This window comes from Acinetobacter calcoaceticus, assembly GCF_051947995.1.
Taxonomy (GTDB): Bacteria; Pseudomonadota; Gammaproteobacteria; order Pseudomonadales; family Moraxellaceae; genus Acinetobacter.
The window spans coordinates 480,639-494,225 of the sequence record NZ_JBLVVH010000002.1 but is presented as its reverse complement, the minus strand read 5'-3'; the positions used below and the strand labels follow the sequence as shown (position 1 = coordinate 494,225).

Here is a 13,587-nt window from a genome sequence, read left to right as displayed (position 1 = left end):
TCATAACAATGAACGGTTAAACCGCAACAATTACGAATGCATCAGAATGATACAAAAGGAGTTTTGTAGATGACATCTAAACGCACCATGACCTCGCTGCTTTGTGCAAGCGCCCTGATGTTGGGACTCAGTGCCTGTAGCGAAAATAAGGCCCCTTCTGCCGGTGACAAAGCGGCGGATGGTAGTGCTTCTTCTTCGGGCACACTCAATAAAATTAAAAGCTCTGGTACGATTGTACTTGGTTATCGTGACTCATCGATTCCCTTTTCCTACATTGCTTCCAATCCGAATCAGCCGGTCGGTTATGCCCATGACCTGCAACTCAAGGTAGTTGAAGCCGTCAAGCAAAAGCTGAATATGCCAGACCTGAAAATCCGCTATAACCTGGTGACCAGCCAGAACCGTATTCCATTGGTCTCTAATGGGACGGTTGATCTGGAGTGTGGTTCAACCACCAACAATAAAGAGCGTCAGCAACAGGTTGATTTCTCGGTCGGTTTCTTTGAAGTGGGCTCAAGACTGCTCACAGCCAAGAACTCCGGTATCAAGGACTTTTCAGATTTAAAAGGCAAGAAACTGGTCACCACAGCAGGAACGACCTCTGAACGTTATATCCGCCAGCACCAGCAAGAACTGGGCATTGGCGAAATCATTTCTGCCAAAGACCATGCCGAATCATTCCTGATGCTACAAAATGGTCGTGCTGTCGCATTTATGATGGATGATATTTTACTGGCAGGTGAAAAATCCAAAGCCAAAGACCCAAATCAATGGGAAATCGTTGGCACTGCGCCAATTCATGAAATCTATGGCTGTATGCTGCGTAAAGGTGATACAGGCTTTAAACAGATCGTTGATGATGCCATTAAAGCCACTTATGCTTCTGGTGAAATCAATAACATGTATAAGAAATGGTTCCAGCAACCGATTCCACCAAAGAATATTAACCTAGACTTTGCGATGTCTGATCAGCTCAAAGCCTTGATTGCCAATCCACATGACCGGGATAAGTAATTCCCCGCGATAACAAGACTATTATTGCAGAACCGGGAAACAGAGGATGTTCTCCCGTTTCTTCTCAGGAGTTATTATGAATTATAGCTGGAACTGGGGAGTATTGTGGCAATCGACAGGTATTGGAGACACCACCTACCTGAACTGGATTATCACCGGCCTGGGATGGCTGATCGTGATTGCTGTTGTCGCATGGAGCATCGCCATGCTGCTAGGCAGTATCCTCGGAATTATGCGCACACTTCCAAATAAAACTGCCAGAGCCATCGGTACGGCCTATGTCACCGTGTTCAGGAATATCCCTTTACTGGTTCAGTTATTTATCTGGTTTTATGTGGTTCCCAACTTTCTGCCTGCACCGATTAAAAACTGGTGGATGAATGATCTGGGTGCCAATACCACAGCCCTGATTTCGGCCAGTATCGGACTTGGACTGTTTACTGCAGCACGTGTCTGTGAACAGGTGCGCACAGGTATTGAAGCACTGCCCAAAGGGCAAATTAATGCCGGTTATGCCATGGGATTTTCCACTCTGCAACTATACCGCTATGTCATTCTGCCGCAATCTTTTCGTACCATTTTACCGCCGTTGAGTTCCGAGCTGACCAACTGCGTGAAAAATACCTCGGTTGCGTCTTTGGTGGGTGTGGCAGAAATTATTTCGCAGATGAAAACCATCAGTGAATACACCCAGAACACCATCGAAATCTACACCTATGTCACCGTGATTTTTATTGTCATCAATATCTGTCTTATCTTTGCCATGAACCTGCTGGAAAAGCGTTTACGCATTCCTGGTTTAATATCAGGGGGTAAGTAGCATGGAGTGGTTCACTTCTTTTCTCAGTGATTTACAGCAGTCCGGACCGGCTCTCTGGCATGGTTTCAGCATTACCTTAAAAGTCGTGGTCATCGCCACCATTGGTGGTATTGCCATTGGTACGCTGCTGGCATTAATGCGTCTGTCATCCATCAGGATCCTGAATGTGATTGCACAGGCTTATGTCAACCTGTTCCGTTCCATCCCCCTGCTGCTGGTGCTGATGTGGTTTTATTTTGCCGTTCCCTTTATCTATACCGCTGCAACAGGCCAGTATCTAACCATTGATACCGCACTGGTTTCCAGTATTGTGGCGTTTATGCTGTTTGAAGCCGCTTATTTTTCTGAAATTGTCCGTGCCGGTATCCAGTCGATTCCGAAAGGACAGGCTGCAGCGGCATCCGCGTTGGGCATGAGTTATGGACAATCGATGCGCCTGATTATCCTGCCACAGGCTTTTAGAAAAATGATGCCGTTATTACTTCAGCAAACCATTATCCTGTTTCAGGATTCCACCATGGTGTATGCCATTGGTCTGCTCGACTTTTTCAGAACAACTTATGTTCGTGGAGATTTAATGTCCTTGCTTACCCAATATATTCTATTTGCAGGACTTGTGTACTTTAGCATCAGCGCCATTGCGACATTCGCAGTTAAACGTTTACAAAGGAGGTTACGGGTATGAGCGACAATAAAGTAATGATAGACCTCCAAAATGTCAGTAAATGGTACGACCAGTTTCAGGTACTGACCGATTGCAGCACCCAGATCCGTCAAGGTGAAGTGGTGGTGGTCTGTGGTCCCTCAGGTTCAGGAAAGTCCACCTTGATTAAAACGGTCAATGGGCTGGAACCCTTTCAACAGGGTAAAATCTTTGTCGATGGCGTACCCGTGCACGAACCCAAAACCGATATGACCAAACTGCGTAGCCGGGTCGGTATGGTGTTTCAGCATTTTGAACTGTTTCCTCATCTGAGTATTACCGAAAACCTGACCATTGCCCAGATCAAGGTCTTGGGGCGTTCGGAAGCAGAAGCCAATAAAAAAGGGCTGGCTTATCTGGACCGTGTTGGACTCAGTGCCCATGCCAACAAATATCCGGCCCAGCTTTCAGGCGGGCAACAGCAACGGGTGGCGATTGCACGTGCGCTGAGTATGGACCCGATTGCCATGCTGTTTGATGAACCGACTTCGGCACTCGATCCGGAAATGATCAACGAAGTACTGGATGTCATGGTCGGACTGGCCAAAGAAGGCATGACCATGATGTGTGTGACCCATGAAATGGGCTTTGCCCGTCAGGTGGCTAACCGGATTATCTTTATGGATCAGGGTAAAATTGTTGAAGACTGCTCCAAAGATGAATTCTTTGGTACGCCACGTGGCGAACGTGCGCAGCAGTTTCTCGATAAAATTTTGCACTAACCTAAACAATATCCGACAAATAAAGCAGCCTAACAGGCTGCTTTTTATTGAATAAAGATCAAGCATTATTTGATAAAATGCTCAAACTCGTCCTCCAGATTTCTACAATCTTTAAACGTTTCTAACCAACTATTCACCCAACATTTTTTTATATAAATTTAAGAGCAGATTAAGCTTTTAGGAATTAAATAGTGAGATGTCTATCTCACCTTAACAGTATGTTCCATGATTCTAAGAACGCCTTTTTTCTTATGGACGAGCTTTTTACTTTTTATCAGTTTTTTTATTTTACTGTTGGTGTTTCCTGTAGGCGGAGCAATTGACCTTCATTTGATCGCGCCTTGGGTTAGCCTGCATGGTGATTTTCCTTATAAACATGACTGGTTTCTGGAACAACTTAACCATAGTTACGTTAAACAGCTTTTAACTGCCATCTACGTGATCTTTTTCTTGCTCTGGTGTGCTTCATTTAAAGTTGAAAAACTGAAGGCTCAACGCTGGCAATATGGCTATATGTTTTGGGTCAGTATGCTATGCACCTGCATCATAGGATTGCTGAAAGCGCATTCTTCCCAAGCCTGCCCGTGGTATATGACTCATGAAACCGTAACGGGTTTTGTGTGGGATTTCTCTGCAACTGCTGGACATTGTTTCCCAGGTGGACATGCCAGTACAGGTTTTGCATTGATCACTGGTTATTTTGTCTATCGCCTCGATCAAAAGCGCAGAGCGTGGTTCTATCTGTTTGCCGGAATGCTGATTGGTTTCGCAATGGGCTGGGCACAGATGATGCGTGGTGCCCACTTCCTCAGTCATAACCTGTGGACAGCGTGGGTCTGTGTTGCGATTAATTTAGTATGTTATACATTCACTTATAAGCATCATCAACACGCAGCAAAGCGCGATACAGTACCTTTCTTGGCATCTGATGTGGTAAAGTGACAAGCAGTGCTCATTGAGCGAGCACTGAATTTTGCCCACATTAGGATATTTTTGCTGTCGTATGTCTGACTTTCAAATATTTTTAGAATCTACTTTTGCTTCCCAACAAGACTCTATTCAATCTTATGAATTAGGCTTACGCAAAGTATGGTTAAAAAAGGCCTCTGAACGTCACGGACTATGGCTCTATACGCCGCTGAAATGGCTGGCCAAAATCTTTAATCTAGGGGCAATTACCCCTGTCCCCAATCAGGGCGGAGCGAAGGCCATTCAATGCGAGTTCAAACGCATTCAACAACTCAAAGCGCTAGGTATCTCGACCCCGAATGTATTGGCAGTATCCAAAAAGGGAATTTTATTGGAAGATGTCGGCTCACAACGTCAAAGTCCTGTGAGCCAGCTCGATCAAAAGCTAGGTAGTCTGAAAGGACACCCTGAAGCCAGACATGCTTTATTTGATCAGGCCATTCAAGCCATTAGTTATATTCATCAGCAACAAGGTTATTTAAGCGAAGCTTTTGCGCGTAACATTCTGGTCGATCAACAGGACCAGTTTACCTTTATTGACTTTGAAACCGATCCGAAAGATGTACTCAGCCTGCATGACTGCTTTGTACGTGACTGGTTATTATTTATTTTTTCAACAGCCTATCATTTTGAGTTTGAACAGCTTGAACAGGCCAGCCAGCAACTCTATCAAGCGTTGCTGGCCGAACCACAAGTCTATAAAGATATTTGTAAAGTGGGTAAACGTTTAAACTGGGTGCTGCGCTTTAATGTCAGCAAGGTCGGTAATGACGGTAAGCGTATTCAGAAATGTGTGCTGTTCCTACGTTATTTACGCGAACAAGCCGAAACAACACCGTCAGTAAATTAAAGCGTCCTAATTCGCCAGGTTATCCGCTTGTTTTATCTTCATGATGAACAAGCTTTTTCGGTAATTTGACCAATACCGATAATCCACCCAGCTCAATACTTCTCGATAAGGTCAGTACCCCACCCAAACGCTGGGTCGCTTTATCCACAATTGATAAGCCCAGTCCGCTGCCCACCTCTAAATGGTGATGCACACGGTAGAAACGCTTTAAGACCTTGTCATATTGTTCCGGATCAATCCCTGTACCGCTGTCTTCGATCTGGATATAGGCAAAATCTTCAGAATCACTATAGACTGAAATATTGATGATCCCCTGCTCTGGTGTGTACTTAATTGCATTGTCAATCAGGTTAAAAATAATCGAATGTACCGTCGATTCAAGACTTTGCATTTCAATTAAATCATTACGCTCAAAGCCGAGATCAATTTCTTTCTGCATGGCCAGATTGACCAGTTGCTCCACACAATTTAACGCCACATCATTAAGACGAAAATTGGTATTCGGTTCAATCAGGCTGAGTGCGACATCCTGTTTAGCCAAGGCGAGAAGCTGAGTCACCAGATGCTGGATACGGGCGAGCCCCTTACTGAGATTCTGCAAAGATTCATGTTCAGGAAACTGGCTAATCAAGATACGGGTTTGCAAATTCAATGCCGTGACAGGTGTCCTCAGCTCATGTGCTGCATCGGCAATAAACTGCTTCTGTTCGGTTTGCGCATGCTGAATCCGTTCAAACAAACGGTTCATTTCTTCAATGGTCGGTAATAACTCTTGTGGATAATCTTTCACATCAATCGGTGATAAGCCATCGGAATCACGCTGAGTCAATTCTTCCTTAAATTCATCCAGCGGTTTCAGACTGAGACTGATGATAAAGGCCAATACAATAATCGCGACAGGCAGCAACAGGATATAAGGAATGAACATGCTGCCCGCCAGTTCCCACGCAAAAGCATGGCGTACCTGCTCTTGTTGGCTGACCTGAATCTGATAATCTTTAAGTGGAATGACATAAACACGCCATTTCCCCTGTGGAGTATTCTGGGTGTAAAACCCAGCCTGCTTGACTGGCGGAACCAAGAGATGGGTCTGGTGCCATAAATGACTCTGGTCTTTATAAGCCCAGATATCAATCAGTAAATCTTCTTCATGATAGGTACGATGCAATTCAACACGACTTGAAACAGTAGTCAAAGGCTGAGAGATCGAGCGCTCAGCCATATACTGCATTTGCGTATCTAAAATTTCATCGACCTCATGCAAGGAAATTTTATAAGCGGCCAAAATCAGAAAACAACCTAACACCACGCTAAATATGGAGGTTCCCCAGATCAGTCTTTTCTTTAGCGAATAATGTCGGCTTTTTTGCATCGGATTATGACTGCCCCAAACGATAACCTAAACCACGAATGGTCCGGATGAAATCTTTACCCAGTTTGGCACGCAAGTGGTGTACATACACTTCAATGGTATTACTGGTGACTTCACTGTCGAAATCATACAGCTTATCTTCTAAATTTGCTTTAGAGAAAATTTTATTCGGATGCGAAACCATTGGGATCAGAATCGCCCATTCCCGATTGGAAAGCTCAATCTGCTGACCTTTGAATGTTGCCAGATGCTGTTCAACATCCAGAATAAGCTCACCACTTTTTAACAGTTGCGACTGATTCTTCAACTGTGCGGTTTCAACATTGCCACGGCGTAATAAGGCATTAATACGGGCTAACAGCTCATCAAATTCGTATGGTTTAATCAGGTAGTCATCTGCCCCCTGATTCAAGCCATCTACCCGGTTTTGCAGTTGGTCTCTGGCTGAAATAATCAGGACAGGCAATGAACTGCGTTGACGAATCTGTTTCAGGATCTGCATCCCATCCATGAGTGGCAGCCCCAAATCCAAAAGTACCAGATCAAAAGATTGCTTGGTTAACAAAGCCAGTCCATCGACTCCGTTATTGACCCATTCCACGTCAAACTGATGATATCGCAGTAAGGTCAATGTTGACTCTGCAATCATAAAATCATCTTCTATCATCAAGATCTTGGTCATGATTTCATTTCACCTTATGGGTTAGCACATGTTTCTAACATGTCATCTTTAGCATTAATTACTTTGGTTTTTACATCCAGCAAACTTAACAAGGTCGGGAACAGATTATCTTGGCTCAGTTTATTTTTACGTTGTTGGGCCAGACATGTCATCTGTTGGTTAGCCTGTTGTTGCCATGCGCTTGAGAACCACATCAACATCGGTACATGCGTCTGCTGAGTCGGCGCAATGGCATAAGGCGCGCCATGCAAATACATCCCGCTCTCACCTGTCGATTCACCATGATCAGATAGATACCACAAACCCGTTTGGTATTGGGTGGTATTTTTCAAGGTTTCGATCAATGAATCCAGCACATAATCGGTATAAAGCAAGGTATTATCATAACTGTTAATCAGTGCTTCCTGCGTACAGCCTTGAATCGCATTGGTATCACATGTTGGCTTGAATACGCGGAATGCTGGCGGAATACGTTCATAATAGGCGGGACCATGACTGCCCATCTGGTGTAATACAACCAAACGCGGTCGGGTATCATCTTTCGGAATACCCGCCAGATATGCTTTCAGGCTATCAATCAGGATATCATCCAGACATTCGCCCTCCTTACACCATTTCTGCTGGATTGGCTCAGGGATTTTGAACTGTTCCACACGGTCACATGCACCCTTGCAGCCCGAATTATTGTCAATCCAGGTCACCTGATATCCTGCACGTTTCGCAATATCCAATAGACCTTCACGATGGCTTGCTAGCTGCTCATCATAATCTTCTCTCGGCATACCTGAAAACATACACGGTACCGACACAGCGGTTGCCGTACCGCATGAACTGACTTGTGAGAAATTGATAATATTTTGCTTGGCTAATTTCGGATTGGTCTCTTTGGCATAACCATTTAAAGAGAAATTTTCTGCACGGGCTGTTTCACCGACCACCAATACCATCAGTTTAGGCAAACCTTTTGCAATCGGAGTTCGTTGCGCATCTTCACCATAATGCACCAATGGTAAATTCTGTTTAGGCGCCTTCTTTTTATAATACGACACCGAAGAGGCAATCATATTTTGAGGAGAGATCATGCCTTTGATATCGCGATTCTCACGAAAAATAGCTGCGAAATCGACATAGAAAACAAATAACAATCCACCGACCAGAGCCAGAGAAATGACAGATGCAATCAATTTTTTAAACAGTTGCCGCGGGATCGACTCAGATTTGATTTTAGTCATCAAGATTACCAAAATCGGCAGCAGCACCATCCCGACCATCCAGATCAGCAAACGCCAGGACCAGGTATCGCGTGCCTCCGCGAAGTTGGTTTGCATCAGGTTTTGAATCTGATCGGAAGTAATCCAGACACCTAATGTATTGACTGCATAGGCAGCAAAACCACCAATAAAGACCAGAGCAATCGCCAGTAGTTTTGCGGTCCATTTCCAGCTCAATAGCTGAAAAATAAAAGCATATAAAGCAGTGACAACCCCCACTGAAGCAGCAACAAAAAGTCCAGCCTTAATACCTGTATACGGTGTTAATGCCAACATCTTTTTATAAAATGCGAAGTTCAGGAAAATCCCTAACCAGATGGCAAGTAATACATTAAAGGTCAGTAATGAAATGGGCTTTGTTTTGAGTCTTTGCAGCAACATAGGCATCGTGTTCTAAAAATAAATTTCTTAGTGTTGTAAAGATAAGAATAAAAACTTAAAAATGACTTAAACCGCATCAGAAGCAATATCCAGATACTTGATGCAGCCATAATTTTAATAAAAGTTTTAATAACATCTTGTTTTCTAAAAATAGTTTAATGCTATTTATTGCGATTTACTATCATTTTATGAATCAATAAAAAACGCCCTTTAAGTAACCTTAAAGGGCGTTGGCTAAAAATGGCAGCTTAGAATTTAAATTCCAGACCTAAGCCTGCCACAGGTTGTTTGTCTTTTTTACTGGCTTGCTCAAGGGTTAGATAACCGGCATAACCATAGGTCTTGACTTGCTTATTGAAAGCATAGTCTGCTCCGGCAATCACCTGCTTTGCTTTAAAGTCGGCTGTATTATTTTTAAAACTGGTGTCATTCTGGCTATATTGACCTTTGACTGTCCAGTTTTTCGCTTGTGGAAGATTATATTCAGCACCCACTAACCAGCCTTGTGCATCGTCAATATTTTCTGAACCTGCTGCATTTCCTTCAGCTTTTTCTACTTCAGAGCTTTGATAAAGAGCTTTTAATGCCAAGCCGTCAACCGGGGTAACTTTACCAATGGCACGCACCGTATTTGCTGCTGCAAATAGACTGCCCCCTGTAATTGCAGGTTCAGCTGCGTTGAGGAAGCCACGACCGAGGAAGTTACTTGGAATGGCTTTATCGTAACCAATACCCGCCACCAGCAATGGATTCTCATAGGTCACCGATGCTGACCATGCATCACCCAAGCCACGGCCTGCAACTTTTGCACCACCGCTCGTCGCCTTAATCCCAGAAGACTCCCCTGTTGCAAGTAAAGCATTTAACTTGAATGCACCATCCAGTAATTTGACTGCTGGCGACTCATAAACCACTACATTATCAATACGGTTTTCACCAGTGAAAATACCCCCGATATCGGCTTTGTTCGCCACATAGTTATTAAAGGTATCGACTACACTGGATAATTGTTTTACCGGGGTATCATGCTTACCAATTTTTAAGGTACCGAACTGTGCATCTTTTAAACCCACAAAGCGGTTACGCTGGGTCCAGTCACTGCTATCGCCATCAGCGCTAAAGCCCCATTCAATCGCATACACAGCGCTTAAACGGTCAGTCAGCTTTTCATCGCCCTTAAGACCAAGGAATGAACTGTTTGAGCTAATCTCCCAAACATCTTTATTCGATTTTGTTGCATTTTTTTCTGGTAAATAATCCACACTGGCATCGATCTCCCCGTAAAAGGTGGGCGCTGCAAATGTTGTGGTTGCCAGTAAACTAAGCACTGCTGCTGTTACAATTTTGATTTTCATTGTTTACATCCTGGTTTAATTTGTAACAAATCCTACACATGAACTTTATATGACAAAACGATTAAAATCTTATTTATTTATTCTAATTTCGACTAAAGTTTAATTTTTATACATCATGGGCCGATGAGCTTAATTTCATTTTATCTCTTTATATATGAATAAATTAATTGCTGTATCAAATAATTAATAATGCAAATTGGCAGGACATGATGAAAACGATCTCAATTCAGAAAATTCTTCATTTCAGACTAAAAATAGGGAATATCAAGATAAAGCAAACTTAAACACGCTCATGCTTTGTTTCATTTCTATGATGTTTAACAATATATTTGTAATAAAAATTTAAACTGGGCTTACTTTATTTTTCCAATAAAAAATCGGCCATAAGCAAACAATCGCAACCATACAAATAACACTTAAATATCGATAATAGCCCACCATATCTCCGATCATTCCACTGATTAAATACAGCAAACCACTGACAGTCGCCATGATCGAGACCTGAAAAGTAAAGTCCGTTCCCGCAAATTTTTTACGACTATATTGCATGACCAGTGTCAGCATCACCACCAACAGCATGGCAGAACAAGCATCTTCAAAGGCATTGACAGCATATAACCAGCTTGGGGCAATCTGCACATGGCGTTCATAGCTGTAAGCAATCACTGCATAAGCAATCAAACTGCTTATTTTTAGAATAGAGAAGACCATCAAACAGGCGATTCTGGAATAATGCCTAAGAAGCAATCCCGCCATCCCCGCCCCAAGCAGTGCAGCGACTGCACCGAGCATAGTGATGTAAACCCCGATCTGGGTGAAGTTCAACCCCATATCCACCATCAGTGGCTTTAATAAAGGCCCTGAAAGCCCGTCAGCCACTTTAAAACTGATCAGGACCAGTAACCAGGCTTTTAATTCTGCTGACGATTGAAAATAGTTAAAATAGGCCTTCACTGCCTGCAACAAGGACACAGAAGATGTCTGCGTTCTTGTAGCTGAGTTTGCATGCGTAGGCTCACGGTATAACAATACGGGTAAAGTATTAATAAATACCAACAAGGCCAACGCCAGAAAGGTGGTTTGCCAGTGTAACCAGTCCAGACACCAGAGCACTGCCCCGCCACCCACGATAAACCCAAGGCGTGATCCAATCACCTGAAAGGTATTGCCCCAGTGTTGTTGATCTGTTTTGAGTAAGTTGACTGCCAACCCATCAGTTGCAATATCCTGCGTGGCACCCGTTAAATTCATTAAAAAAAGTAAGACAAAGAAAAGCAGTAGATAGCCGGGTTGATCCAATGCCTGAATCGGGAAAAAGGACAAAATAATCAGGATCAGCACACTGGATAATTGTGTGGGAATAATCCAGCTGCGGTAATGCCCTAATCGGGATGATAAGGCCAGACGATCAACATAAGCCGCCCAAAAGATCTTGATCGACCACGGCAGCATCAACAAGCCAAAGCCACCAATATGAGCCAGGGAGACGCCTTGTGCCCTCAAAATCACGGGCAAGGCATGAGTCATAAAGCCTACAGGCAGACCCTGCGCCCAATACAAAGAAAACAATAAAATGTAAACCTGTCGAAGATTCGGCATTTTCAGTTTCCAGAGCGAGGCAATAACGGGCCTCCAGTATCCAATCCTTTCATTCTTCTGGCAATAAAATCTTATTTTTTGCCAATGCAGTCGCTGTCATCAGCGTTTAACATGAATAGAGTTGTCATTATTTATATTCATGTATGCCACAACATTTTCCAGATTTACCGCCCCTGGTTCCACAACGTGGCACAGCCTATAGCCGTGCCTTGTGTAAAAAACTCTTCCTTGCCCAAGGCTGGACGGTCGTAGGAGAAATTCCCAACCTGCCTAAAGCAGTGGCCATCATTTCTCCACATACCTCCAATATCGACGGCTGGTATGGCTTTCTGGCGATTGGTGGATTGGGATTGAAAATTACCGTATTAGGTAAAGATACTCTATTCAAGCCACCTCTCCAGCCCCTATTAAACTGGGCGGGACTGATTCCGGTTCGCCGCGATAGTGCACATGGTCTAACCGAACAAGTGGTTGCCACCATTCAACAGCACGACAAAATCTGGGTCGGTATGGCACCCGAAGGCACACGTAAAAAAGCCGAGAAAATGAAAAGTGGCTTCTATCACATTGCACATGCAGCCGGCATTCCGATTGTGATGTTTGCTTTTGATTATGACCATAAAACCATTTATTGTTTGGGGGCATTTACCCCGACAGGTCATTACCAGCAAGATCTCGAACAGATCATGCAACGTTATGTCGGTCACTTCTCGCCGAAAAATCCGGATTGGCTGGCAGAACCCTTACAAAAACTTGTTAAAAAAAACTAGAAAATTGAGGGCAAATCTGCTCTGATGTGCCCATCTTTTTGTACATTTTATCTGCATTTGTTATGAACGTTGCTCGACTGTCTTGCTTGGCTGTTCTTGGTCTTGCTTTATTTGGTTGTGATCAAATCACGAAAAAAACACCGCCTACATCTGCAATTCAGGGACGTGAACCTGTAGTTGCACTGGCATTAGGTGGTGGCGGTGCCAAAGGCTTTGCCCATATTGGTGTGATTAAAGTCTTAGAATCACATGGCATCAAACCGAAAATTGTGACAGGCACCAGTGCAGGCAGCTTTGTCGGCAGTATTTATGCCAGCGGTCAAACACCTTATCAAATGCAAAATCTGGCTTTAAAACTGCAAGAATCTGATTTGCGTGACTTAACTATAAATAGTCAAGGTATTATTCTCGGACAGAAACTCCAGAATTATGTGAATAGCCAAGTGGGCAATAAACCGATTGAGCAATTCCCGATTCGTTTTGCTGCAGTCGCCACCCGTTTAGACAGTGGCAAAAAAGCCGAGTTTATTAAAGGTAATGCCGGTCAGGCAGTACGTGCCTCTTGCAGTATCCCCAATGTCTTTGTCCCTGCGGTCATCGGCAAAACCAAATATGTGGATGGTGGTTTAGTCAGCCCAATTCCGGTAAAAACCGCGAAGGATATGGGTGCCGATATCGTGATTGCGGTGGATATTTCTGCACGACCTGTCGGTGGTAAACCGCTCAGTATGTGGGGCTTATTAGACCAGACCATTAATATTATGGGTCAACAAAGCATTAATGAAGAACTGAATCAAGCAACCATTGTGATTCAACCTAAAGTGGGCCATCTAGGCGTCCTAGATCTTAAATCGAGTAATGAAGCCATTTTAGAAGGTGAAAAAGCTGCTCAGGCCAAGATCACAGCGATTCAAAATGCAATTACCGCATTTAAGAAATCTCCTGCAGCGTTAAAACCGGCACCACGACCAAAATTCTAATCTCTCCTAAAAGGCTGTTGAGAACGATAAAACTTGCAATATGTGCAAGATCTTTAATCATCAGCAGCCGCAATGCCTAAAAAAACAATCTTTTCATAT

13 protein-coding genes are annotated in these 13,587 nt (G+C 43.6%); 8 read left to right on the top strand and 5 right to left on the bottom strand.

Annotated features, from left to right (window positions below; all coding sequences use genetic code 11):
* The first annotated feature begins 69 nt into the window (after positions 1–69).
* The 6 genes from ACNQO6_RS05485 to ACNQO6_RS05460 all read left to right on the top strand — a co-directional run bounded on the left by ACNQO6_RS05485 (position 70) and on the right by ACNQO6_RS05460 (position 5,078).
* Entirely contained in the window at positions 70–1,014 is a 945-nt protein-coding gene (locus ACNQO6_RS05485; protein ID WP_440208321.1) for a transporter substrate-binding domain-containing protein, read from the top strand.
* A 76-nt stretch (positions 1,015–1,090) separates the two neighbouring features.
* Complete coding sequence (locus ACNQO6_RS05480; RefSeq protein ID WP_005227034.1) at positions 1,091–1,834, top strand: amino acid ABC transporter permease; 744 nt, start codon at positions 1,091–1,093, stop codon at positions 1,832–1,834.
* Position 1,835: 1 nt separating this feature from the next.
* Positions 1,836–2,519 carry an ABC transporter permease subunit gene (locus ACNQO6_RS05475; RefSeq protein WP_150955040.1) on the top strand — a complete coding sequence of 228 codons (684 nt, stop codon included), beginning with the start codon at positions 1,836–1,838 and terminating at the stop codon, positions 2,517–2,519.
* A gap of 14 nt (positions 2,520–2,533) precedes the next feature.
* On the top strand, positions 2,534–3,259 hold the full coding sequence (locus ACNQO6_RS05470; RefSeq protein WP_171062180.1) for an amino acid ABC transporter ATP-binding protein: 726 nt from the start codon (positions 2,534–2,536) through the stop codon (positions 3,257–3,259).
* A 225-nt stretch (positions 3,260–3,484) separates the two neighbouring features.
* Positions 3,485–4,201: a phosphatase PAP2 family protein gene (locus ACNQO6_RS05465; protein WP_343579201.1), complete on the top strand. Its 717-nt coding sequence runs from the start codon at positions 3,485–3,487 to the stop codon at positions 4,199–4,201.
* Between the two features lie 61 nt (positions 4,202–4,262).
* The gene (locus ACNQO6_RS05460; RefSeq protein WP_440208320.1) at positions 4,263–5,078 is read left to right on the top strand and encodes a serine/threonine protein kinase; all 816 of its coding nucleotides are present in this window, start codon (positions 4,263–4,265) and stop codon (positions 5,076–5,078) included.
* A gap of 19 nt (positions 5,079–5,097) precedes the next feature.
* On the opposite strand, the gene ACNQO6_RS05455 is transcribed toward ACNQO6_RS05460, so the two are convergent.
* The 5 genes from ACNQO6_RS05455 to ACNQO6_RS05435 form a co-directional block, all read right to left on the bottom strand.
* Positions 5,098–6,450 carry an ATP-binding protein gene (locus ACNQO6_RS05455; RefSeq protein ID WP_440208319.1) on the bottom strand — a complete coding sequence of 451 codons (1,353 nt, stop codon included), beginning with the start codon at positions 6,448–6,450 and terminating at the stop codon, positions 5,098–5,100.
* A 4-nt stretch (positions 6,451–6,454) separates the two neighbouring features.
* Positions 6,455–7,132: a response regulator transcription factor gene (locus ACNQO6_RS05450; protein ID WP_343581151.1), complete on the bottom strand. Its 678-nt coding sequence runs from the start codon at positions 7,130–7,132 to the stop codon at positions 6,455–6,457.
* A 14-nt stretch (positions 7,133–7,146) separates the two neighbouring features.
* Positions 7,147–8,784, bottom strand: a complete 1,638-nt coding sequence (locus ACNQO6_RS05445) for a phosphoethanolamine transferase (RefSeq protein WP_440208318.1) — start codon at positions 8,782–8,784, stop codon at positions 7,147–7,149.
* A 248-nt stretch (positions 8,785–9,032) separates the two neighbouring features.
* Positions 9,033–10,139, bottom strand: coding sequence for a porin (locus ACNQO6_RS05440; RefSeq protein ID WP_440208317.1), 1,107 nt, complete (start codon positions 10,137–10,139; stop codon positions 9,033–9,035).
* Positions 10,140–10,481: 342 nt separating this feature from the next.
* Positions 10,482–11,738: an MFS transporter gene (locus ACNQO6_RS05435; RefSeq protein WP_440208316.1), complete on the bottom strand. Its 1,257-nt coding sequence runs from the start codon at positions 11,736–11,738 to the stop codon at positions 10,482–10,484.
* 143 nt (positions 11,739–11,881) lie between these two features.
* Between ACNQO6_RS05435 and ACNQO6_RS05430 the strand changes: the two genes are divergently transcribed.
* Complete coding sequence (locus ACNQO6_RS05430; protein WP_343581146.1) at positions 11,882–12,508, top strand: lysophospholipid acyltransferase family protein; 627 nt, start codon at positions 11,882–11,884, stop codon at positions 12,506–12,508.
* 62 nt (positions 12,509–12,570) lie between these two features.
* On the top strand, positions 12,571–13,488 hold the full coding sequence (locus ACNQO6_RS05425; protein ID WP_343581144.1) for a patatin-like phospholipase family protein: 918 nt from the start codon (positions 12,571–12,573) through the stop codon (positions 13,486–13,488).
* Positions 13,489–13,587: the final 99 nt, after the last annotated feature.

Excerpts from the sequence above, each read along its gene's own strand:
- ACNQO6_RS05450 (WP_343581151.1), bottom strand. The coding sequence starts at position 7,132 with ATGACCAAGATCTTGATGATAGAAGATGATTTTATGATTGCAGAGTCA.
- ACNQO6_RS05475 (WP_150955040.1), top strand. The coding sequence starts at position 1,836 with ATGGAGTGGTTCACTTCTTTTCTCAGTGATTTACAGCAGTCCGGACCG.
- ACNQO6_RS05425 (WP_343581144.1), top strand. The coding sequence starts at position 12,571 with ATGAACGTTGCTCGACTGTCTTGCTTGGCTGTTCTTGGTCTTGCTTTA.
- ACNQO6_RS05480 (WP_005227034.1), top strand. The coding sequence starts at position 1,091 with ATGAATTATAGCTGGAACTGGGGAGTATTGTGGCAATCGACAGGTATT.
- ACNQO6_RS05470 (WP_171062180.1), top strand. The coding sequence starts at position 2,534 with ATGATAGACCTCCAAAATGTCAGTAAATGGTACGACCAGTTTCAGGTA.
- ACNQO6_RS05465 (WP_343579201.1), top strand. The coding sequence starts at position 3,485 with ATGATTCTAAGAACGCCTTTTTTCTTATGGACGAGCTTTTTACTTTTT.
- ACNQO6_RS05460 (WP_440208320.1), top strand. The coding sequence starts at position 4,263 with ATGTCTGACTTTCAAATATTTTTAGAATCTACTTTTGCTTCCCAACAA.
- ACNQO6_RS05430 (WP_343581146.1), top strand. The coding sequence starts at position 11,882 with ATGCCACAACATTTTCCAGATTTACCGCCCCTGGTTCCACAACGTGGC.
- ACNQO6_RS05440 (WP_440208317.1), bottom strand. The coding sequence starts at position 10,139 with ATGAAAATCAAAATTGTAACAGCAGCAGTGCTTAGTTTACTGGCAACC.
- ACNQO6_RS05485 (WP_440208321.1), top strand. The coding sequence starts at position 70 with ATGACATCTAAACGCACCATGACCTCGCTGCTTTGTGCAAGCGCCCTG.
- ACNQO6_RS05445 (WP_440208318.1), bottom strand. The coding sequence starts at position 8,784 with ATGTTGCTGCAAAGACTCAAAACAAAGCCCATTTCATTACTGACCTTT.
- ACNQO6_RS05455 (WP_440208319.1), bottom strand. The coding sequence starts at position 6,450 with ATGCAAAAAAGCCGACATTATTCGCTAAAGAAAAGACTGATCTGGGGA.
- ACNQO6_RS05435 (WP_440208316.1), bottom strand. The coding sequence starts at position 11,738 with ATGCCGAATCTTCGACAGGTTTACATTTTATTGTTTTCTTTGTATTGG.